Below are 20713 nucleotides of genomic sequence, written 5' to 3'. Positions count from 1 at the left end.
AAATCGCCGGAACTGAGCGCAGACTACCGGACAATAGCGCAAGCATGAACGGCCGCTTTGCGAGTTGCCTGGGTTTCTACTTTCGAACTTTGAAACTGCTGACAAAAATCGCGGCGATTGTCGAAATTGTCGTGACGAATATCCCGATCCCACCAATCGTGAAGATCATTGTGAATATCTTCCCACCAGGGGTTTCCGGAGCAATGTCGCCATATCCAACCGTCGACATGGTGATAACCGAGAAATAGGCGGCGTCCAGAATGCTCCACCCCTCCACAAGCACATAGAATGTAGTGCTGACCACCACCAGCGACGCGGACATGGCAAGCAGGTGTAGGGACCTGCCATCAACCAATGCCTTTGCCAAAGCTCGAAACAGGTTGAAATAGTTGAGAAGAAGATTGCCCACTACGCAAACCCGCCGGTTCTTCAGGCTGACGCCGCATGCTGCGCCGGGGTATCCGCCAAGTGCTTTTGTCTGTTTTCCTTCCATTTTTTGATATCGGCGACATCGAAATAGATCGCCAGCACACTCGGGAACACAAAGATCACCAGAAGCGTCGACGCCAAAAGCCCAAAGGCCACGGCGGCGACCAAGGGGACGAGAACCTGCGCCTGGGGGCTGGTTTCAAACAGCATCGGCAACAGTCCTGCGAAGGTTGTGGCAAAGGACAGAATGACCGGCCGAAATCGGTGCCTGACAGCCTCGACAGCGGCAGTCATATAATCGTCTGCCTCAATCTCTGCCTCGAAGAACGTCAGAAACAGGATGGCATTGTTCACGACGATCCCCGCCAGCGAGGCGAAGCCGATGAAGCTCGGCATGGAAATGTCGAGATCCAGTGCGTAGTGACCAAGTATCGTACCGATCAGGGCAAAAGGGATGCTGAGCATCACCATGAAAGGCAAAGTGTAGCTGTGGAACTGAAACGCGAGGATCAGGTAGACACCCACGAGCCCCATCAGCAAGGCGTTGGAAATCGAGGCCTGGGTTTTCTGCTGCTCTTCGGTTGCGCCGCCAATCCCGATGCTGACATTGGGAAACTGCTGACGTAGCTCTGGTGCCAGATTATCGGTGATCAAGGCCGAGATTGCAGTTGAGGTTGTCGCCTTTCGATCAATCTTGCCCACGATCCGCGAGATGGCTTTTCCGTTCTTTCGGGTGATTTGTGCATAAGCGTTCGTCAACTCGATATTGGCAACAGTGCCCAATGCAACCTGTTCACCGCCGGCGACCGTCAGCGGGAACTGCTCCAGATCAGTCAGTGCCGGAACGGTGTCACCCAGTTCGACACGAATGCTGACATCCGACAATTGCTGGCGAAAGCTGTCGGTCTCGGTTCCGGAAAAGGCGGCGCGAAGCTGTCTGCTGATTGCCTGCGGCGTCAACCCGATCACATAGCCGAACTCGTTCAGCGAAAGGCGTATCTCAGCGCGTCCTTTGGAAAAGTCCTGATAAGCCTCGGTGACGTCGTCACGCAGGATCAGCCTTTCAAGCAGGGCGTTGGTTGCGGCTTCCAGTTCATCCAGATCTCGCGAGGCGAGTTCGACATCCAGATCATCGCCACCGGGGCCGGCCGCGATCTGAGTGAAATTGATCTGGACAAGGTCGGGCAGGGGGCCCGTGGCTTGTTTCCAGTGTGCCAGCACATCGTTGGCAGCGATGTTTCGCAGATCGCTTTCCAAGAGATCCGCCGTAACGGTCGCGGTATACGCGCTGTTGTCTTTCACATCCTGATTGGCGGAGTACTGGACCAGCACGCGCTCGATCAGGGGCCGGGCACCTTCGGTGTCTTTCGTCAATTCGGTATCGACCTGCTCAAGCCCGTCCAGGATCTGCGCCACGGCGGATTGAGTGTGTTCGATGGACAGTCCGGATGCCAACGCAAAACGCACCTCGACCGTGTCGCCCTCTGTTTCGGGAAACCCCACGACCTTGACCAAACCGGATGCCAGAAATCCGACGCTGAGGATCAGGATTGCAAAGACCGAGCCCAGCGTCGCGTAACGCCATCGCAATAGCGCGGCCGCGATGGGAATGATGATCTTGTCTCTGGCCTGATCGAGTAGCCTGGGCACTATTCTCCCGGCGTTTTTCTCCGGATCTGCATGCGTATGGTTCATGTGGTTCGGCAGGATCAAAAACGCCTCGACCAGGCTGGTGATCATGGTGAGAAGCAGCACGATCGGAATGACTTGCAGAACCTTGCCCGTCTCACCGGACAGAAACATCAGCGGTCCGAAAACGCAGGCCGTGGTCAGAAAAGACGAGATCACACCGGGCATTACCTCGGTCGCGCCCATTATTGCGGCCTCTTTCGGACCAAGCTTGCGTCGCCATTTTGCTATGTTGTCGGCGATGACGATGCTGTCGTCCATGATAAGGCCAATCGCCATCAAAAGACCGATCAGAGAGATCGTGTTGATGGTGACCCCCGCGGCCCCCATGAGGAATATGCCACCCAGAAACGAAAACGGAAGAGAAAAGGAAATCCAGATAGCCTCGGACGTGGAGAAGAACAGGCACATGACCAGCACGACCAACAGAAGGCTTTGTCCGGCATTGCTCAAAACCAGGTTGATCCGCGTTTCAACGGTTTCCGTCAGATTGTTCACAACCGATATGCGAAACGGATCTGGAAACCGGTTTTCTTCCTCGGCGATCCTCTCGGCCACTTGAGCAAAGGCCTTGATCGCGTCATCGCTTTTGGTTTTGCTGACTTGAATGATCGCGGCGCGATCTCCGTCGATATAGGACTGCTGTTCAGGGGATAATTCCGTCAGGTAAACCTGCGCAACGTCGACCAAGCGTACGACACCCCCGTCGGGGTTTTCCAAAAGCACAAGGTTTTCCAGGTCGCTCACGGAGCGGCGCGCATCGAAATACCTTAGGGTCACTTCACGCCCGGTGGTGACGACAGTGCCAAGTGGAGCGCGAAGGCTGCGCGCTTCGACCGCGTCAGCCACATCCTGTGGGCTGATCCCGAAGCGGCGCAGTGCGAGTTGATCGAATGAGATGCGGTATTCCGCATCAGAGATGCCGGTGACTTCGGCGGTCGCAATCATCGGCAGTGCACCAAGTTCGTCGGCGAATTCATCTGCGTATTGGATCAACGCGCCTTGCGTATCGATCCCTGAAACCGCAATCGACGCAATGGTTTCGGTTTGCCCCAGGATCGTGACAGACGGCAATTCTGCCTCGTCCGGCAGGTCGTTGATGCTCGATACTTCGGACGAAATATCATTGTAGAGCTGGCCGATGTCGCCGCTTTCAGCCATGGTCAGTGTCGCGGTGGCTGCGTTTTCCACCGACAGGCATTCAAAGTCTTCCAGGTCGTTCACCGCACCAAGCGCGTCGTCGAGAACAAGACAGACCTGTTCATCCACATCGCTTGCCGACGCGCCCGGATATTCGACCGAAACCGAAACTTCGCTAGCCGTGAACTCCGGAAAGCTTTCCCGCTCCATATTCAGCAGGGCGGACACGCCAATGAAACAGACCGCCAACAGAACGAGGTTTGCCGCGACCGGGTGACGTGCAAAATACGAAATCATGAGCCTTGGCCCAGAGTGATTTCAAGCGGCTCCAGCAACATTCCGATAACGGCAGGGCGTGGGTCGGACAACACCAGGCGGTCGTTTTCCGAAAGGCCACCGAGAACCACGACCTGATCGCCCTGGACCGATCCGACATCGATGTTTCGACGGGCCAAACGAGATTGATCATCGACCACATAGACAAAGCTGTCCGCTCCCTCAGAATGTATGGCTGCGCGCGGGATGCGCAGCGCCTCGACCGGCTCGGGTGCAAAAAGACGGACCTCGACAAACATGCCGTTCGTCAAAGGGGGACCGCGCCGTTTCGGATCAGGGGCGCCCGGATTTTCGATCCGAATAACCAGCCCGACGGTTCCGGTGGTCGGATCCGCGCTGCCATCAAAGCGGACAAGCTCAGCGGGCCAGACATGGGATTGACCGCCGGCAGACATGGTCACTTCGGTCTGCAGATCGAACCTCTCAAGCAAATCGAAGGCATCCACCATGCCGAGATCGGGCGTTGCATCCAAAGGGCGGATGCCGTCGATGACGGTAAACAGATTGCCCAGCACTCGGGTCTGGAACTCGGCCGTAACCTCAGAGGCGCTGGTGCTTTCGATAGTGGCAAGGGTGTCACCGACGCGGATGAATTGCCCCGGTGACACCGATTTGGCGATCACACGTCCGATCAGGGGAGTTTTTATGGACGTGTTCGCCAATGCGCGCTCCGCTTCTTCGATCTCCACGATGCGGGTATCAATCGTGGCCTGAAGCGATGCGCGTTGCGCGGGAAGCAGGCGCAGCGCGTTTTCGAGGTTGAGAACCATCTTTTCCTGAGACAGAAGATCTCGGATGGCCGTATCCACGACCGCTTGCGCGACGCTTCCCCGCTCCAACAGGGTTTCCTGCCGCTCCAGTTCCGCGCGACGGACATCCTCGATCCGGGTTTCCAACTCAATCGTTGCTTTCGTGTTTTTCTCCGTCGCTTCCAGCTCGTCCAACTCGGCCTGTGCGCTATCGCGCGAGGCCGTGGTACGGGCCAAAGCGATCTCGTAATCCCGCGGGTCGATCCGGACAATTTCGGTGCCACTGGAAAGGACGCTGCCCACAGTCAGATCTTCATCCACAAAAACCGCCCGACCCTGCACCTGGGAAATGGCCAGCCAGGTATCTTGCGCCACAACGCGGCCATATCCCGACGCAGAGGGCACTGCCTTTGACGGCGCAACGGTCAACGTGCGCACGACCGTGGCGGATTCATCAGGTGTTGCCTGCTCCGCGGGATCGGGCGCGGTCAGCCACATGTAACCGCCGATCCCAAGCGCCAATGGGGGGAGAAAAAGCAGCGGGCGGAGGTTCATGTCATACCTTTCCTCGTGTCAGCCAGACGTGGTTCTACAACTGCCGGAGCCTTGAGTTCATGAGACGCGCCTTGTCAGGTTGTGCTCGTGGATCCAGCACGTTCGGCCTTTGTAATGCCGGGCTTGAATGCTCCCATAACCATCTCGGTTATCAGCGGCGCAATGTTTGACATGCCGACCATTTTTTCTTTGTTTTCCAAGGCATGAAATGCATCGCTCAGTTTCCCATCGGGAATCGAGGCTTGGGCCAGCTCAAGAAGCTGCGGCATCATCGGCACCAGAAAGACAAACGCGTTGACGGTCAAAAAGGCGGTCATCGCCAGCTTGATACGCATCCACCATGCGCGCTCACCGAACCCAAAGAACAGGATCAGATCGATCAAGATCTTCAGGCCCAGCCCCGGCAGGATCAGGATGTAGGCACTTTGCAGTTTGTAGTTGTAGATGAATTCCGCGGTTTCCGGTGCCGGATGCGGATTGATTGCGCCGATCACGATGTGGGACAGAATACCGCCCACATACATGATGGTTCCGATTTCTGCGACAAAGGAGAGCAGCTTTTTCATGTGATTTCTACTTGTATTGTAGGAGCTTACCGGAACTCAAAAGCTTCGGTGTGGATCTTGCGACATGGTACGCCCTCGGCCTTCAGGTCTTTCATGAGACCATCAACCATCGGCTTGGGGCCGCACATGAAATACTCGTAGCTGTTCAGCGGATCGGGCAGCTTCTGCTTCATCATGTCGACACGCGCAAAGTTGCCTTCGTCCGAAAAGAGAGGCACCAGGGTGACATTGCCAAGCTGGGCTGCGCGGTTCCTCAACTCATCCAGAAAGATGGCGTCTTGTTCCTCGCGCGCGGCGTAGACCAGATGAATCTGCCGCTTGTCACCGGGTTGCATCGCCCGAAGCTTGGACAAAAACGGGGTCAAACCGATCCCACCGGCCAGCCAGATCTGCTTCTGACCAGCGCCTTCGGCGTCGAAGCGCCCATAGGGGCCGCGCACCATGACCTCTCCGCCGGGCTGCAACTCTTCACGTACCTTGCGGGTCCAGTCGCCCAGCACCTTCATGGTGAACTTCAGCCGGTCATCTCCCGGCGCGCTGGAAATGGTGAACGGGTGCGGTTCGTTCCAGCCTTTCTCGGATATCTCAACAAAGGCAAACTGCCCCGGTTTGAAGTCCAGCGTGCGACCGGAGGGCTTCAAAACAACCTCAGTCGCCCGTTCCAAAGCGTTTACGGCTTCGATGGTGAACGGAATGGCTGTACGTCGGTTCATTCCAAACACCGAGTAGAACAGGCAAACGATACCCATGATTGCAGCAGCCAGTAGCAACAGGCCCGAGGGGCTGAACTGTAGGACAAAAACGGGGGGAGCTGTGAAGAAATGGCCAAAGATCAGCAGGTAGACCAGCCCCATGATCTTGTGCGTCGGGCGCCAAAAGGAATAGCGGATTTTTCGGTTCAGGGCGATGAACAGCCCAATCACCAGAAAGATCAGCCCCAGCATGCCCAACGGTGCTGATGGAACCATGGCATTGAGCGCCGGATCGGCACCGGCCGGCAACGCCTTCGGCACGCCAAAGAAATGAACCAGTGCAAACAAGGCCGCCAGAACGCCGATGACACGGTGCACCTGGTACATTCGATCCAGGCCTCCAAGCCAGTCCTCAAATATGGCGGCCCGGGTGGACAGGATGATGGCACATGTCATCAGCAGAAACGCGATCCCGCCCAAAAGGGTCGTGCCCGTCGTACGTGGGTCATGGGTTTCGGGGGCAAAGCCCAGATGCAAAACCGTGAATAGTGCAATCAGGCCAATGATTGCAAAAATACCTTGCCTTCTCAGCATCGCTCCATTTCCTCTTGTTTGATCGACACATCAAAGATCGGGGTCCAGGGCGGCCCTCAACGCCACCATGACGGGGAACCCATTTAGGAACTCACGCTCTGTCAGGACCGCATCCCCATTCAGATCCGCTCGCTGGAAATCGAAGTTCATCGATTGGCGATGCTCGGTTTTGTTGATCTCGCCGTCTCCGTCACGATCGCGGAAGGCAAAGACGACCCGTAGCGCGGTCTCGTAGGCATCCATCCGATCCCGCTCTTCGGCGACCGAAACCATGCCGTAATCCCATCCCATATACTCGTCGAGCGAGATCTTTCCGTTTTCATCGCCGTCCATCGAGGCAAACACATCCGTCCCGAAAGTCGTGAATTCGCCCATGTCGATGAATCCGCGCTCCGCGCTGTCGACGGATGCAAAGGCCAGTTCTGCCAGCCTGCGCCCCTCATTCTCATCTGCGGCAAGTATCGTTGGCGCAACCAGCAATACGCCTAGGGACAGGGAGATGATCTTCTTTTTCATGAACAGTGCCTTTCGAATGGTCCGACTCAAAGGTGTGCTTGACTTGTTTTCGCAATACTTGCATCTACAAGAATTGTAAATGCAAAATCTATTGCAACACTTGTTCGTTGCAAGCATTGGGGTTAATGCCATGATCAGGAGTGCATTCCTGATGACGCAGATCAAAAGTACAAAGCACATTCGTGAGGGAAGCTTCGGGTTCCTCATCCAGACGCTTGCCCGCGACATCGATGCAAAGATGAAGTTGGCGCTGAAAGAAGTGGACGTCGACGTCAAGATTTTCGCCAACTTGATGCTGTTGGCGGATGAAGATGGCATCAACCAACGGTCCCTGGGGGAGAAGCTGAATTTTCCTGAGTACTTCACCAGCCGAAATGTCGATGCGCTGGTAGAGGCCGGTTTTGCCGAGCGACGACCTGATCCCAACAGCCGCCGGTCGTTTCTGATTTACCTGACCGAGGCGGGGCGGCAAAAAGCTTCTGAGCTTCCCAGGATCGTCAAACGGGTGAACGATGACGTGCTAGCCGATCTTACGACGGCAGAGCGGCAGAGGGTTGTGAAACTGCTCCAAAAGGCCGCCGGTATCAGACCTGAGTAGGGCATCGAAACTCCAGGGCGATCATGTGAATCGCGACATGAGGGTTCAAGCGGAACACATGGTGGATCATGTTACTTGGTTGGCAGCACCTTGATGGCACCGGCCAGATAGATAGACGCAAAGAACCGGACATTCGCCTGCAGTTTGCAAATGGTCCCGACAGGGGTCATTGGGTCAGAAATGCTCGAAGTTTGGGGCAAGCATGCCTGACGACCCGGCGTAGCTGTATCCAGAACCCAGCTTCGTCGGCTCGTAGGCGCGACGGTCAACAGTCCACAATCCAGGCATCAAGCTACTCCCCACCCCCAAGGAACTCCTGCAGGGTCTCGATATAGGTGTCATAGACGTCGTTGCCCGGCAGCGGGATGTGGTTTGCGGTTTCCAGAATGACCAGCGAGGCGTCGGGAATGCCCGCCGCCAGCTTCCGCGCCTCGGACAGCGGATGCACCGCACTGTTGCGCCCGTGCAGAACCAGGGTCGGGCATTGCACCTGAGGCAGCAGATGCAGCACCGACGCGGTGTTCCCGCTGTCCCGCTGATACAGCTTTTGCTCGACCGAATAGAGCGCCTGCATCTCGCGCACGATCTCGCGCACGGTGTCCAGCGGCCCCTCGGGGAAATAGCTCAGCAACGAGCCGACGGCATATCCGCTGCCGGGGTCCTTCCAGCCTTCGATGATGAGGGTGCGGATCGAATCCGGCCCCTCCACATCCTCGCGGTGGTCACGGCCCTCGGCCCAGCCGCCGACGATGGCCAGCCTGCTGACGCGATCCGGATACCGGGTCGCAAACCGAAGCGCCGAGAATATGCCCCCGAACTCGGATACGATGGCAAAACGGTCAAACCCCGCAGCTTGGGTCACCGCGAGAATATCTTCGGCCACGCCTTCGTAATTGGTGTGACAGGGATCGTCCCAATGGGTCTGGTCGCGCTTGTTGTAGCGCAGCATGGTGAACCTGGCCTCCATCGCCCTAAGATAGGCGCGTTCCGAGGCCAGCCGCCATTCGGCCTCTAGATCGTAGACGATCGAGCCGACCCGCAGGACCGGCGGGCCGTCTCCCGACAGAGCAAACGCAATCGCCTGACCGCCGCTGCCGCGCGCATATCTCAGCTGCTGCGTGCTCCGGTTGCTGTCACGCGCCGGCCCGGCATCGTTCCTGACCTCCGCCGCCATCTGCAGACCACGCCGCACAACCGTTTTGATGATCCGCTGCGCCTTGCCATCGTCGCCCACCGCCTTGCGGGCCGCCGCGATCCGGGCGCTGATCGTCGAGTCCGAGACAAAGCGGCCGTTCCAGACCCGTTCGATGATCTGGTCCCGCGCAACCAGCTTGCCCGGGCTCTCGGCCAGCAGTTCCAGCAGGTCGAACACCTGCGGCTCTACCGGAACCGTCTTGCCGCCGCGCAGCAGCACGTGGCGGTCGACGTCCAGCACACAATCTGCAAATTCATAGCGCATGGGCCGAATACACTCCGTTTCACCCGGGGTCACAAGGTTGAATAGCTTTCCCAAGGGTTTCTCGGGCGTTTCTCAGGACCGCCTTCAAGCGGGCAGGCCGGGCGATCGCCACATTGGAGGCAACCAGACAGGAGACCCCCAAATGATGCCTCCCTTCGATACCGCATTGCTGCGCCATCCCGCCGTCCGGCACAGACCCAAGCACGCCGGTCCACAATTCAAACCGGAAATGCGGATCATGCAGATCGCGCTCAGATGGCTCTCAAGTTTCGTGCTCCGCCCGACACGGCAGGGCCAGCAAACCTAGCTGGCCTTTTTCATCCCCATCACCCGGGCCCGCGCCCGCGGGTCGCTGTCGAACAGGGCCGCCAGTTGTTCGGTCATCGCACCGGCCAGTTGCTCCACATCCGTGATCGTCACCGCCCGGTCATAGTACCGCGTCACGTCGTGGCCGATGCCGATGGCCAGCAGCTCGACCATCTTTCGTTTTTCGACCATGGCGATCACGTCACGCAGGTGTTTTTCCAGGTAATTCGCGGGGTTGACGCTCAAAGTTGAATCGTCGACCGGCGCGCCATCGGAGATCACCATGAGGATCTTGCGCTGCTCGCGCCGCGCCAGCATCCGCCGGTGCGCCCATTCCAGCGCCTCGCCGTCGATGTTTTCCTTCAGCAGGCCCTCTTTCATCATCAGGCCCAAATTGGGCCGCGCCCGCCGCCAGGGCGCATCGGCGCCCTTGTAGACGATATGACGCAGATCGTTCAGCCGCCCCGGCTGCTGCGGACGGCCATCGTTCAACCACGCCTCGCGCGCCTGACCGCCTTTCCACGCCCGGGTGGTAAAGCCCAGAATTTCGACCTTCACATTGCAGCGTTCCAGCGTCCGCGCCAGCACGTCGGCACAGATCGCCGCGATCGAGATCGGACGCCCGCGCATCGAGCCTGAGTTATCCAGCAACAAAGTCACCACCGTGTCCCGGAACTCGGTATCCTTCTCGACCTTGAAACTCAGCGGCGTCGTCGGGTTCGCCACCACCCGCGCCAGGCGGCCTGCATCCAGAATGCCTTCTTCCCGATCAAACTCCCACGACCGGTTCTGCTGCGCCTGCAACCGGCGCTGCAGCTTGTTGGCCAGCCGCGACACGGCGCCTTTCAAAGGCTCCAACTGCTGATCCAGATAGGCCCGCAACCGCTCCAGCTCGGCAGGCTCCGCCAGATCCTCGGCGTCGATCTCCTCGTCATGCGTGTTCAGATACACCTTGTAATCCGGGTCCGCCTCGGACGCGGGCGGCGGGGCAGGCGGCTCCAGCGGCGCCTCGCCCTCGGGCATCTCGGCCTCATCGCCCATCTCATCCTCGGCCATCTCGTCCATCGAGACCTGGGCCTGAGATTGGTCCTGCTGCTCTTCCTGCGTCTGTTCCGGGTTGGCGTCGGCGTCCTGTTCGTCCTGATCGTCCTGCCCGGTGCTGTCGGGATCGGGCTGTTCGTCAGCGTCGTCCTCGGCCTGATCCTCCTGATCCTCGTCCAACTCGTCGGGGTCCTCGCCCAACTGGTCGCCATAGCCCAGATCGTCGATCACCTGCCGGGCGAACCGGGCGAACTCGGTCTGATCCGACAGGATGTCTGCCAGGTTCTCCAGCGTCCCGCCCGCCTGCTCCTCGATGAAGCCGCGCCACAAGTTCATCACGTTCTCGGCGGCCGGCGGCAGATCGCGCCCGGTGGCCAGATGCCGGATCAGATAACCCGCCGCCACCGGCAAGGGCGCCTCGGACGGCTGCTTGCACTGGTCATAGCCGCGCCGGATCGCCTCGTGGCTGATCTTGACGTCGATATTGGACGCGGTCCCGGGCATGTCCCGCGCGCCCATCGCCTCGCACCGGGCCGTCTCCATCGCCTCATAGAGATCGCGCGCCATGTCACCGGGGGGCGCATAGCGGTTGTGCGTCGCGTCGTCGTGATATTTGCGCTGCAACGCCAGTGCATCCGCCGTCCCGCGCGCCAGCAGCACCTCTTCGCGGCTCATCCGGCGGCTCACCTGCGGCAGGCGCATCGAGTCGCCCGACATGCCCGACGGATCGACCGTATAGCTGACGGACAGCTCCGGGTCGTCGGCCATCACCTTGGTGGCTTCGGCCAGCGCCTTCTTGAACGGATCGGCAGGGTTGTCGGAGGGTTTGCTCATCTGTCTGCCCCTGCTTGCTCAAGCGTCATCTCACGGGTTGCCAGCCGCGCCAGCACATCCACATGCACATCCAGCGCGTCAACCACAGTATACCCCGGGCTCTGCCCGTCAAAGGCCAGATTCAGATCGGTGCCCGCCAGCACGATGGCATCCGCGCCCAGATCATCCACCATGCGCTGTCCCGCGCTCAGAAACGTCGCCCGATCCGCGTCAGAGCATGCGCCAGCCACGGCCATATCCAGATAGGTCTGCCCCAGGGTCTCGATCTCGTCCTCAAGCGCCACCGCCCGGGACTGCACCAACTGCCCGTAGAGCTTCGTCCGCATCACCACCCGCGTGCCCAGCAGCCCCACGGTCCCGTACCCTTGCGACGCGAAATACGCATCCAGCGGTTTGACCGCAGACACCATCGGCAGGGACGACCGCGCAACGGTTTCTGCGTAACAGAAATGCCCGCCCAGCGAGGTGATCGCCGCGCAATCCGCCCCGGCCGCTTTCAGCCGGTCGATCAGCCCCGCATAAACCTGCGCCTGCGCCTCCCGCTCATCCGCCAGATTGTTGCGGATCAGCTCCTGCACATCCGCCTGCACGATGGTCAGCTCCAACGGCTTGCCACGCGCAGCCACAGCCGCACTCAGCCGCTGATAATAAACCACCGTCGCCGCAACTCCGATCCCGCCAATCAAGCCGATATGCATCTTCATTACCTTCCAAACAGGATCGGTGTAGCCGTTTGAACCTTGCTCATCCCGGTTGCTCGTCGCGGAAGTAACAGGTCATGCCAGCCGCCGGCAGGAACAGCCGGCCGGAATATGCGCATCTTTCAGAGTTGCCCGGTACGGTGCCCAGGTAGATCTTGCCATCGACACTACGAACCTCGTCGAAAAGAAAGTAGGTCGGACCCTCACCAACTCTCCAGCCCAGCGGTGACAGACCACCATCGCCATCCGGCTCATAGTAGAGTGCAGGCTGTCCCGCAAAAACCAGACACGACGCAATTGAGTTAGGCAGCAGGTTCCACTGCGCATGCGCAAGGGCGCCGCTCGAAAAAGGATAGCCACAATTCATCGCTCTCGCGGGCGAGGCTGAGGTGAAACTCAGCAAAGCCGCTGTCGCGAGAGCTATGGCTGCTCCCTGTCTCACCCCAAGCTCGCACTCGCCGCACTCTCCGGCAGCTCTTCGTCAAAGCAGCGCTGATAGAACTCGGCCACGGTCTGCCGCTCCAACTCGTCGCACTTGTTCAGGAACGACAGACGGAAGGCATAGCCCACATTGCGGAAGATCTCGGCATTCTGGGCCCAGTTGATCACCGTCCGCGGGCTCATGACGGTGCTGAGATCGCCGTTCATGAACGCGGTCCGCGTCAGGTCGGCCACCGTCACCATCTGGCTCACGGTCTTGCGCCCCTGCGCGGTGTTGTAATGCGGCGCCTTCGACAGCACGATCATGGTCTCGGCGTCGTGGCTCAGATAGTTCAGCGTCGAGACCAGCGACCAGCGGTCCATCTGCGCCTGGTTGATCTGCTGCACCCCGTGATACAGGCCCGTCGTATCGCCCAGACCCACAGTGTTGGCGGTGGCGAACAGGCGAAAGTTGGGGTTCGGCGTGATGATCTCGTTCTGGTCCAGCAGGGTCAGCTTGCCGTCATGCTCCAGCACCCGCTGGATCACGAACATCACATCCGCGCGGCCGGCATCATATTCGTCGAACACGATGGCCACCGGATTGCGCAGCGCCCAGGGCAGGATGCCCTCGTGAAACTCGGTCACCTGCTTGCCGTCGCGCAGCTTGATCGCGTCCTTGCCGATCAGGTCGATCCGGCTGATATGGCTGTCCAGGTTCACCCGCACCGCAGGCCAGTTCAGACGTGCGGCCACCTGCTCGATATGGGTCGACTTGCCGGTGCCGTGATAACCCTGGATCATCACCCGCCGGTTATGGGCGAAACCGGCCAGAATCGCCAGCGTGGTCTCGGGGTCGAACTTGTAGGTGTGGTCGATCACCGGCACCCGGTCGCTGCGCTCGGCAAAGCCCTTGACCGCCATGTCCGAGTCGATGCCAAACACTTCGCGGACCGAGATATCCTCGGTGGGTTTTGCATTGATATCAATCGATCCGTCGGCCATGGGTTTCGTCCTTATCCTTTGCCCCGTTCACCGGGTTTGAACCCGTGTGTGGTGCAACATATAGCCGGGGAGAGCAAGGGGAAGTGCGCCGCCTGCGCAGAGCTAGCCAGATGTTTATTTCAAACTGGCCTTATGATCATTGGAGCGTAACCTTTTTCCGCTCACGCCCTGATACAGGCGAGGATGTCGCACCAGCCGCTCAAAGCGACAGCCAGAGCTTGCCCTGCCTGTATCCACCCTGAACCGGGGCTCTGGATTTCAACACATCAGAATAGTCTTCGGCCCAGTCTCGAAACCGGTCGTTCGTCACGATCTGAGCGCCGGACTCCCTTGCGGCGCGCAAAATCAATGGATCCGCGGGCGTTCCTTTTGGTGCGACCATGATGCGGCTCACCGGCAGGCCCAGCGCGCGTGCCAATACGCGATCATTCATATGCCGGTCGGCGAGCTTGTATCCTGCGTTGGCATCGAAGACGACACTCGGTTTCAGGCCAGCGTCTACAAGCGCGGACAACACTTCGTGCAGGGTTCCGATATCTGGTGTGCCCTCTTTCCAGTGCATGACATTCGACCCGTCCACAATCACCCAATTGCCGGACACCCGGATACGGATGCGCCACGCTTTGACAAGCAGTATCAAACTGGCCGCCAAACAGGGGAGGACCAGCAACAGCCAATCGGACCCGGCAGGGTAAAGCAGTGCCGCAAGGAACCCGCACAGGGAAATGGCACAAATAATCAAGGGGATGCGCATCAGGACGGGTCGTTGCCAGAGGGGATATCAAAGCACCGGAACTATGCTTTGAAACGCCCCCGAGTGCCAGACAGGAATTCCGATCAGGCCGCGCTCGACAACAGCCCTGATTAGCCGAACTCGTTTTAAGAGAGACGGCCAGCCCCGCAGGGCACGGCCTGTCCAAACCCTACTTGAAGTTCTTGCTGTCCTTGATCTGGTCCCAAGCCCAGACCACTTCCTGCAGCTGTTCTTCCTGGCTGCGGTCGCCGCCATTCATGTCCGGGTGCAGCACCTTGATCAGCTTCTTGTAGGCCTTGCGCACCTCGGCCTTGGTCCAGGTGTCCTTGGCCTCCAGGATCTCGACCGCCCGGCGCTCGGTCGGAGGCAGCCGCCGCCCGCCGCCGGCGCTGCGGCCCGGGTTCTTGGTGGCGTTCTCGCCCAGCACCTGATGCGGGTCCTCGATGCCCAGCCGCGCCCAGGCGCGCGCCTCGGGATCGCCCATCGGCTTGGTCTCGCGCTCCCACACCTTGTCCTTCGAGCGCTGCGCATTCAGCTCGGCCTCGGTGGTGCCATCGAAGAAGTTCCACTTCTGATTGTACTCGCGCACATGCTGCTGGCAGAACCAGTAGAAATCATCCAGCACGTCCGGCGCCTTGGGCGCGCGGAACTTGCCCGCCTCCTGGCAGCCCTCGTGATCGCAGACACGGACCGAGGTCTCGGACGCGCCCGACATGCCCCGCCGCCCGCGCGGGTTCTTCTTCTTGGCACTCGAGACCGACATATCGAACCCGAACGGGTCTGGTTTCGTCATCGCACTGATCCTTACGAACTCGGCTTTTCGACTCGGAGGCAGCAGTTTAATCTATGTGGCGACAGATAGAAGAGGGGGCGGCAAATTATTTGCCGCCATTTTTGACATGAGCCTGACCGATGACATCCGCAACCGGCTGAATTCCGCCTTCGACCCGCGCGAGCTCGAGGTGGTGGACGACAGCGAAAGCCACCGGGGCCATGCCGGCTACCGCGAAGGCGGCGAGAGCCATTTCAACGTCCGCATCCGCGCCGACGCGTTCCAGGGGCAATCGCGCGTGGCGCGCCACCGGGCGGTGCACAAGGCGCTGGGCGACATCGTGCCCCGCATCCACGCGCTGGCGCTGGATATCGGCGACTAGGGCACCGCGCGAGAAACTTCACACACCCAGCATCTCCTGACGCGCCCAAAATCTTTGATTTCGGGCGGCGTTGGGTGAGTCAGGCGTATCGCGAGACGCAACAAACCGGGCCGCGCTGATCGGAAGTGTGACCCCAGCGGCAATGGCGCCGCAGCGCGTCTCAAGCAGTCTCGCCGTGTGCCACGGATATCGAAGATTGCCGCGCGCAGCGCAACCGGGCCTATTATTCCGGTTTGTCCCCGGGCTTTGCGTCCGTCTCGGTGTCGGCTGCTTCGGGGTCCTGAGCGCTCTTGAAAGACAATGGCGGGTCTTCCGCCTCCTCGGAAATCGGGGCAGGGGCCTCTACCGCGTCAGGCCCCGGCACCGGCCGGGCCAGGGGTACGCCCTCGGGCGTGTGGCTGGGCATTTCGACCGGATGCGCATGGGCCTCGGCCGCGTCCTCGGCGGTTCTGCGGAACACCAGAACATTGCGCCAGTTCACGGTCGAACCGGTCAGCCCGGTGCGTTCCTCGCTCGGCAGCAACTCGGCCCGCAGATACTCCCAGCCCTCCAGCCCCAACTGGTTCAACACCTGCTCGATCGACAACGCAAACCGCGCCTCGGGCGTCTTGATGCCCTTGGCCTTGGTTCCCTTTTGCGGAGCGGGAACAACCTTGTATTCGTAAAGGGTCATGCTCGGGCCTCTGTTATTTGCGCGCAGCTTATAGCAACCTGCGATGCAAAGACCAGAGGCCGTCTTGTGCGCCCGGAAACCAGCAACGACCCGCGAGGGACGACGGTTCGCGGTCATTCACATGGCTCAACGGGTCAGGAAGCACAGGGGTCAGAGAGGGCAGGCGCCGCCAAGGCAGGGCCTCCCGGCCCAAGGCATCAAAAGTCATCCTCGGGATGCCAGGACTGATAATGCAGGAACGGCCAGGCCCCGTTCCGCTTGGCAAACCAGATGGTCAGGTTGCTTTCGGGCGACAGGGTCCAGGTCGCCTCCCGCATCAAGGGCGGCGCGTCTCTCAACTGAGCTTCGGTGTAATAGTTAAGCAACTCGATGCGAAACTCGGTCTCGCCCCGCGACAGTCTGAAATCCTCCTGCGTTGCGGGCGGGCCCAGCTTGGCAACCGCCGCCTCATAGTCTTGCGTAATCAACTCCATCACGATCTCTGGCTCGGTCATGGTGTCATCTCCGTTGTCTTGCTGTGTCGTTTGCGCCTGGGTGCACCCGGCGGCGATGGCGGCCATGGCCACCATCGCAATGGCCAGTTTGGTGGGCGTCACTTGACGCTCTTCACAACAAAGGTGGTGTCGGGAATGATCTTGTTCAGTTCGATGACCAGATAGTCGGCATGGCGTTTCTTCACTTTCATGCCGACATTCATGATGCTCTTCTTGTGATGCTTGTAAGCGCTGGTTTTCTTGTATTCGTCGGCATGCCCGGCGGGTGAGCCCGTCGCGTTGCCGATCGCGTGCCCGAACTCATGCGCCGCCGGGTCCTGGGTCACGCCCTTGGGCGCGCCTTTCTTTTTGGCAGGATTCATGTCCTCGGTATCCAACTCGATCGTCTGATTGCCCCAGTTCACCTTGCTGCCGTGAAAATCGCCCTTCGGGATCTTGGCGGCGGTCACCGTCCAGTGCGCACCCGACGAGACCGGGTCCACGTCGAAGTGAACCGTCAGGGTCTTGCCCTTGTAATGCGCGGCAAACTCGGACTTGCCCTTGACCGTCAGAACGAACTTTCCGTTCCAGGCTTTCCGGATCGTCTTTTCAATCGCGACATGGAAATCCTTCTTTTCCTTCGGCGTCCATTTCGAGGCTTTCTTCTTGGTCACATAGACGTAGTTCCAGGTCTGCCGGACCCAGACCTGCCCCTTTTTCCCGTCGATGCGGAAATCCATGCGTTTGGTTTTCTTCTTGTGAACAAGGTCAATGGCTTTGTCGCCCATAATCAATCTCCCCGGCTGCAGAGGAACCGGTTTCAAATGTTGGTTTCGGGCGGGTCGAAATGCGAATAGCGGGCCGCCCAAATGATAAAAATTTGTTCAAAAACGCCTTGGGGTTACCACAGAACCGGTTCTGTCACAACTATGGCTTTCCACCATTGCCCAGGGTGCCGTCCCCGCTCTGAGAGGCAGCGGATCGACGGCGGTTCAGGTGCCGAACCGGCTCATGTACAAAACGTACAAACCCGACAGGGGGGCCTGCCGGGCGTGTACAAAACGGAAGATCTCGGGTCGGTCAGAGGCCCAGCTTCTGGCTCACCAACTGGTTCACCGCCTTCGGGTTGGCCTTGCCGCCGGTCGCCTTCATCACCTGACCGACGAACCAGCCGGCCAGTTTCGGGTTCACCTTGGCCTTCTCGACCTGCGCCGGATTGGCGGCGATGATCTCGTCCAGCGCGGCCTCGATGGCGCCGGTGTCGGTCACCTGTTTCATGCCACGTTTCTCAACGATTTCAGCAGGATCGCCACCTTCGGTATAGACGATCTCAAAGAGATCCTTGGCGATCTTGCCGGAAATGGCGTCCGAGGAAATCAGGTCGATGATGCCGCCCAGCTGCGCCGGGCTCACGGGGCTTTCGGTGATGTCGTGATCTTCCTTCTTCAGGCGCCCGAACAGCTCATTGATCACCCAGTTCGCCGCCAGTTTCCCGCTGCGTCCCTTGGCCACTTCCTCGAAATACGCCGCCGATTCCACCTCGGCCGTCAGCACCGAGGCGTCATAGTCGGTCAGCCCGAAGTCATTGATGAAACGTGCTTTTTTCTCGTCCGGGAGCTCCGGCAGGCGGGCCGCGATATCGTCCACCCAGGCCTGCTCGATCTCAAGCGGCAGAAGGTCGGGGTCGGGGAAATAGCGGTAATCATGCGCCTCTTCCTTGGACCGCATCGAACGGGTCTCACCCTTGTCGGGATCGTAAAGACGGGTCTCCTGATCGATCATACCACCGGCTTCGACGATAGCGATCTGGCGGCGGGCCTCGACCTCGATCGCCTGCTGGATGAAGCGCATCGAGTTCATGTTCTTGATTTCGCAGCGCGTGCCCAGATGCGAAAAATCCTGTGTTTCCTGATACTTCTCGTAATCACCCGAACGGCAGATCGACACGTTGACATCCGCGCGCAGGTTGCCGTTCTGCATGTTGCCGTCGCAGGTGCCCAGATACCGCATGATCTGGCGCAGCTTGGCGATATAGGCCGCAGCCTCTTCCGGCCCGCGAATATCGGGGCGCGAGACGATCTCCATCAGGCAGACACCGGTCCGGTTCAGGTCAACAAAAGACATGTTCGGATCCATGTCGTGGATCGATTTGCCCGCGTCCTGCTCCATGTGGATGCGCTCGATCCGCACCTTGCGCGCTGTGCCGTCACCCATCTCAACCAACACTTCACCTTCGCCCACAATAGGCTGATAAAGCTGGGAAATCTGGTAACCCTGCGGCAGATCGGGGTAAAAATAGTTCTTGCGGTCAAAGGCCGATTTCAGGTTGATATCCGCCTTCAGACCCAGCCCGGTCCGCACCGCCTGTTCCACGCAATACTCGTTGATCACCGGCAGCATCCCCGGCATTGCTGCGTCCACAAAGGCCACGTTCGAGTTCGGCTCGGCCCCGAACTGCGTCGATGCGCCCGAGAACAGTTTGGCGTTCGAGGATACCTGCGCATGCACCTCCATCCCGATCACCAGTTCCCAATCGTGCTTGGCACCGGCAATGGTCTTGGGTTTGGGCATTTCATAGGTCAGGTCGAGCATGGCGCGCCTCTTGTCCGCAGAAGTCTAAGCCTGCGTATTAGGCCCGGCGCGCGACAGGGGCAAGGGGCAAAGGCGCTTTGCGTTGGTTCCCGGCCAACCCGCCGCCGGTTACGCGCAGCGCAGACCGGTCGGAGTAAAGGTGATGTGTTGTCCCCGGCGCAGCTCGGCGCGGAAATGCCCGGCGAGGGCCTGCAGTGCGTCGGCCCGCCCGCGCGCGGCAAAACGGCGGGGCGAGGAGAGACGCGCGGTGTTATCGAACCCCTCGGCGGCATGGGCCCAGATCAGCGGATGCAGCTCGGTCAGGTGATCGCGGATCAGCCAGTCCGCCGCCTCGCACAACTGAACCCGGACCAGATCGGCCTCTTCATGCAGGCCCAACCCGGCGGGCAGGGCAATCGCGCAATAGGCGGCAAGCAGGTTGATCATCTCCTGCCCAGGGTGCCGTTGCAGAATGTCGCGCAGGCCGTCCAGAAAGAACGCCACATCGACGCGGGCGCAGGCCTCTTCATCCTGTGTGATCGCGTCGAAATACACCCAAGCATAGCCTGCGGCACCCCAGATTTGCTGCGTGCGGGCGGCAGTGCGGCGGGCCTCAAGCTCCAGCGCGTCTAAGCTGCTGGACCAGCGGGGCAGCAGATGTATGCCCAGAGCGCGCATGTGCCGGGGGTTCCCGGGGTCGAGGTCAATCAGGGTTTCATATGCATCGGCCAGATTGGTGTCCGGGGCAGGGCACCCAGCCAGAAGCGCACAGCGCGCCGAGGCGAGCGCGGTGCTGTCCGGTTCGGCGTGAAGCAGAGGGGCCAGGATCTCGGCCGCGCGGTCGAAATGGGCGGCGCAACGCTCGCGGTTGAGCTGTGACAGGGTGGCGTCCCAGCCGGTGCCCCGCCATGCCCCGCCGATCTCCATATGCGCCTGCGCCACCACGAGCGCGATCATCGGATCGCCGTCATGTTCGTTGAGCACCGCCTCCAGCGCCCTTATACCTGCGACCAGGCGCGGGTCATCGGGGTCAACATCCTCGGCCAGCGCGTGATCCACAGCCAGCGTCACATCCGAGTGCGCGCCAAGGGCCAGAAGCTCGGCAACCGGCATGCCTCCTTGGGCTGCGGCCCGGGCCTGGTCGGCGGCCCGCATCTCGGCCGAGAGTTCTGCCCACATCTCTTGCCGGGCCAGATGACGTCCGCGTTTCAGGGCGTCAAGACCGGCCAGACCCTCGGCATTGCGCTCGGCAACAGGGATCGAGAGGCGGTCTTCGGCGCGGATCAGGGGAGAAGGGGGCAGAGCGGGGTGTGGGTCAGGCCGTGCCGTCAGTCTGGCAAGGATGTCTCTGGCAAAACCGATCATCTTGGAACCCGCATGAAATGTCACTCGCAACTTGCGGGCATTTGTGACCGGGCTTTAGGGCGGAATGATGGCCGGGGCCGGGGGATTTGGTGA

20 protein-coding genes are annotated in these 20713 nt (G+C 60.1%); 2 read left to right on the top strand and 18 right to left on the bottom strand.

Going from position 1 to position 20713, the window contains the following annotated elements; genetic code table 11:
- Positions 1–76: 76 nt before the first annotated feature.
- The 6 genes from GOX53_RS29560 to GOX53_RS17070 form a co-directional block, all read right to left on the bottom strand.
- Positions 77–493 carry a potassium channel family protein gene (locus tag GOX53_RS29560; protein ID WP_217351813.1) on the bottom strand — a complete coding sequence of 139 codons (417 nt, stop codon included), beginning with the start codon at positions 491–493 and terminating at the stop codon, positions 77–79.
- A complete protein-coding gene (locus GOX53_RS17090) occupies positions 430–3555 on the bottom strand; it encodes an efflux RND transporter permease subunit (protein ID WP_171178432.1) in 3126 nt (1041 codons plus the stop codon). Before GOX53_RS17090 ends, GOX53_RS29560 begins: the two co-directional genes overlap by 64 nt.
- A complete protein-coding gene (locus GOX53_RS17085) occupies positions 3552–4898 on the bottom strand; it encodes an efflux RND transporter periplasmic adaptor subunit (protein WP_171178430.1) in 1347 nt (448 codons plus the stop codon). The genes GOX53_RS17090 and GOX53_RS17085 overlap by 4 nt, the downstream gene beginning before the upstream one ends.
- A 74-nt stretch (positions 4899–4972) precedes the next feature.
- Entirely contained in the window at positions 4973–5422 is a 450-nt protein-coding gene (locus tag GOX53_RS17080; protein WP_254446597.1) for an enoyl-CoA hydratase, read from the bottom strand.
- A 68-nt stretch (positions 5423–5490) separates the two neighbouring features.
- Complete coding sequence (locus GOX53_RS17075) at positions 5491–6750, bottom strand: ferric reductase-like transmembrane domain-containing protein (protein WP_171178426.1); 1260 nt, start codon at positions 6748–6750, stop codon at positions 5491–5493.
- A 30-nt stretch (positions 6751–6780) separates the two neighbouring features.
- Entirely contained in the window at positions 6781–7266 is a 486-nt protein-coding gene (locus tag GOX53_RS17070; protein WP_171178424.1) for a signal transduction protein, read from the bottom strand.
- Positions 7267–7417: 151 nt separating this feature from the next.
- Between GOX53_RS17070 and GOX53_RS17065 the strand changes: the two genes are divergently transcribed.
- A complete protein-coding gene (locus GOX53_RS17065; RefSeq protein WP_171178422.1) occupies positions 7418–7864 on the top strand; it encodes a MarR family winged helix-turn-helix transcriptional regulator in 447 nt (148 codons plus the stop codon).
- A 292-nt stretch (positions 7865–8156) separates the two neighbouring features.
- Here the strand turns inward: GOX53_RS17065 and GOX53_RS17060 are convergent, their stop codons facing one another.
- The 7 genes from GOX53_RS17060 to GOX53_RS17030 form a co-directional block, all read right to left on the bottom strand.
- Positions 8157–9323: a winged helix-turn-helix domain-containing protein gene (locus tag GOX53_RS17060; protein WP_171178420.1), complete on the bottom strand. Its 1167-nt coding sequence runs from the start codon at positions 9321–9323 to the stop codon at positions 8157–8159.
- A 303-nt stretch (positions 9324–9626) separates the two neighbouring features.
- A complete protein-coding gene (gene cobT, locus GOX53_RS17055; RefSeq protein WP_171178418.1) occupies positions 9627–11504 on the bottom strand; it encodes a cobaltochelatase subunit CobT in 1878 nt (625 codons plus the stop codon).
- On the bottom strand, positions 11501–12202 hold the full coding sequence (locus GOX53_RS17050; RefSeq protein WP_171178417.1) for an aspartate/glutamate racemase family protein: 702 nt from the start codon (positions 12200–12202) through the stop codon (positions 11501–11503). Before GOX53_RS17050 ends, cobT begins: the two co-directional genes overlap by 4 nt.
- A 46-nt stretch (positions 12203–12248) precedes the next feature.
- The gene (locus GOX53_RS17045) at positions 12249–12647 is read right to left on the bottom strand and encodes a hypothetical protein (protein ID WP_217351812.1); all 399 of its coding nucleotides are present in this window, start codon (positions 12645–12647) and stop codon (positions 12249–12251) included.
- On the bottom strand, positions 12644–13630 hold the full coding sequence (gene cobS / locus GOX53_RS17040; protein WP_171178413.1) for a cobaltochelatase subunit CobS: 987 nt from the start codon (positions 13628–13630) through the stop codon (positions 12644–12646). Before cobS ends, GOX53_RS17045 begins: the two co-directional genes overlap by 4 nt.
- Before the next feature lie 199 nt (positions 13631–13829).
- Positions 13830–14270: a hypothetical protein gene (locus GOX53_RS17035; protein ID WP_254446595.1), complete on the bottom strand. Its 441-nt coding sequence runs from the start codon at positions 14268–14270 to the stop codon at positions 13830–13832.
- Between the two features lie 283 nt (positions 14271–14553).
- Entirely contained in the window at positions 14554–15177 is a 624-nt protein-coding gene (locus tag GOX53_RS17030; RefSeq protein ID WP_171178409.1) for a DnaJ domain-containing protein, read from the bottom strand.
- A gap of 106 nt (positions 15178–15283) precedes the next feature.
- Between GOX53_RS17030 and GOX53_RS17025 the strand changes: the two genes are divergently transcribed.
- Entirely contained in the window at positions 15284–15538 is a 255-nt protein-coding gene (locus GOX53_RS17025; RefSeq protein ID WP_171178407.1) for a BolA family transcriptional regulator, read from the top strand.
- Between the two features lie 223 nt (positions 15539–15761).
- Here the strand turns inward: GOX53_RS17025 and GOX53_RS17020 are convergent, their stop codons facing one another.
- The 5 genes from GOX53_RS17020 to GOX53_RS17000 form a co-directional block, all read right to left on the bottom strand.
- Positions 15762–16211, bottom strand: coding sequence for a DUF4177 domain-containing protein (locus GOX53_RS17020; protein ID WP_171178406.1), 450 nt, complete (start codon positions 16209–16211; stop codon positions 15762–15764).
- A 197-nt stretch (positions 16212–16408) separates the two neighbouring features.
- Positions 16409–16807, bottom strand: a complete 399-nt coding sequence (locus GOX53_RS17015) for a hypothetical protein (RefSeq protein WP_171178404.1) — start codon at positions 16805–16807, stop codon at positions 16409–16411.
- Positions 16804–17472 carry a hypothetical protein gene (locus tag GOX53_RS17010; RefSeq protein WP_171178402.1) on the bottom strand — a complete coding sequence of 223 codons (669 nt, stop codon included), beginning with the start codon at positions 17470–17472 and terminating at the stop codon, positions 16804–16806. The genes GOX53_RS17015 and GOX53_RS17010 overlap by 4 nt, the downstream gene beginning before the upstream one ends.
- 292 nt (positions 17473–17764) lie before the next feature.
- Positions 17765–19276: an Asp-tRNA(Asn)/Glu-tRNA(Gln) amidotransferase subunit GatB gene (gene gatB, locus GOX53_RS17005; protein WP_171178400.1), complete on the bottom strand. Its 1512-nt coding sequence runs from the start codon at positions 19274–19276 to the stop codon at positions 17765–17767.
- A gap of 108 nt (positions 19277–19384) precedes the next feature.
- On the bottom strand, positions 19385–20620 hold the full coding sequence (locus GOX53_RS17000; protein ID WP_171178399.1) for a hypothetical protein: 1236 nt from the start codon (positions 20618–20620) through the stop codon (positions 19385–19387).
- Positions 20621–20713: the final 93 nt, after the last annotated feature.

This window comes from Ruegeria sp. HKCCD8929 (assembly GCF_013031405.1).
Classification (GTDB): domain Bacteria; phylum Pseudomonadota; class Alphaproteobacteria; order Rhodobacterales; family Rhodobacteraceae; genus Ruegeria.
The sequence above is the reverse complement of the archived record's forward strand: the minus strand, read 5'-3'. Positions and strand labels throughout refer to the sequence as shown.

Coding starts and splice junctions, on each gene's coding strand:
- GOX53_RS17060 (WP_171178420.1), bottom strand. CDS start 9,323: ATGCGCTATGAATTTGCAGATTGTGTGCTGGACGTCGACCGCCACGTG.
- GOX53_RS17080 (WP_254446597.1), bottom strand. CDS start 5,422: ATGTATGTGGGCGGTATTCTGTCCCACATCGTGATCGGCGCAATCAAT.
- GOX53_RS17050 (WP_171178417.1), bottom strand. CDS start 12,202: ATGCATATCGGCTTGATTGGCGGGATCGGAGTTGCGGCGACGGTGGTT.
- GOX53_RS29560 (WP_217351813.1), bottom strand. CDS start 493: ATGGAAGGAAAACAGACAAAAGCACTTGGCGGATACCCCGGCGCAGCA.
- cobT (WP_171178418.1), bottom strand. CDS start 11,504: ATGAGCAAACCCTCCGACAACCCTGCCGATCCGTTCAAGAAGGCGCTG.
- GOX53_RS17070 (WP_171178424.1), bottom strand. CDS start 7,266: ATGAAAAAGAAGATCATCTCCCTGTCCCTAGGCGTATTGCTGGTTGCG.
- GOX53_RS17025 (WP_171178407.1), top strand. CDS start 15,284: ATGAGCCTGACCGATGACATCCGCAACCGGCTGAATTCCGCCTTCGAC.
- GOX53_RS17065 (WP_171178422.1), top strand. CDS start 7,418: ATGACGCAGATCAAAAGTACAAAGCACATTCGTGAGGGAAGCTTCGGG.
- cobS (WP_171178413.1), bottom strand. CDS start 13,630: ATGGCCGACGGATCGATTGATATCAATGCAAAACCCACCGAGGATATC.
- GOX53_RS17020 (WP_171178406.1), bottom strand. CDS start 16,211: ATGACCCTTTACGAATACAAGGTTGTTCCCGCTCCGCAAAAGGGAACC.
- GOX53_RS17090 (WP_171178432.1), bottom strand. CDS start 3,555: ATGATTTCGTATTTTGCACGTCACCCGGTCGCGGCAAACCTCGTTCTG.
- gatB (WP_171178400.1), bottom strand. CDS start 19,276: ATGCTCGACCTGACCTATGAAATGCCCAAACCCAAGACCATTGCCGGT.
- GOX53_RS17010 (WP_171178402.1), bottom strand. CDS start 17,472: ATGGGCGACAAAGCCATTGACCTTGTTCACAAGAAGAAAACCAAACGC.
- GOX53_RS17085 (WP_171178430.1), bottom strand. CDS start 4,898: ATGAACCTCCGCCCGCTGCTTTTTCTCCCCCCATTGGCGCTTGGGATC.
- GOX53_RS17000 (WP_171178399.1), bottom strand. CDS start 20,620: ATGATCGGTTTTGCCAGAGACATCCTTGCCAGACTGACGGCACGGCCT.
- GOX53_RS17030 (WP_171178409.1), bottom strand. CDS start 15,177: ATGACGAAACCAGACCCGTTCGGGTTCGATATGTCGGTCTCGAGTGCC.
- GOX53_RS17075 (WP_171178426.1), bottom strand. CDS start 6,750: ATGCTGAGAAGGCAAGGTATTTTTGCAATCATTGGCCTGATTGCACTA.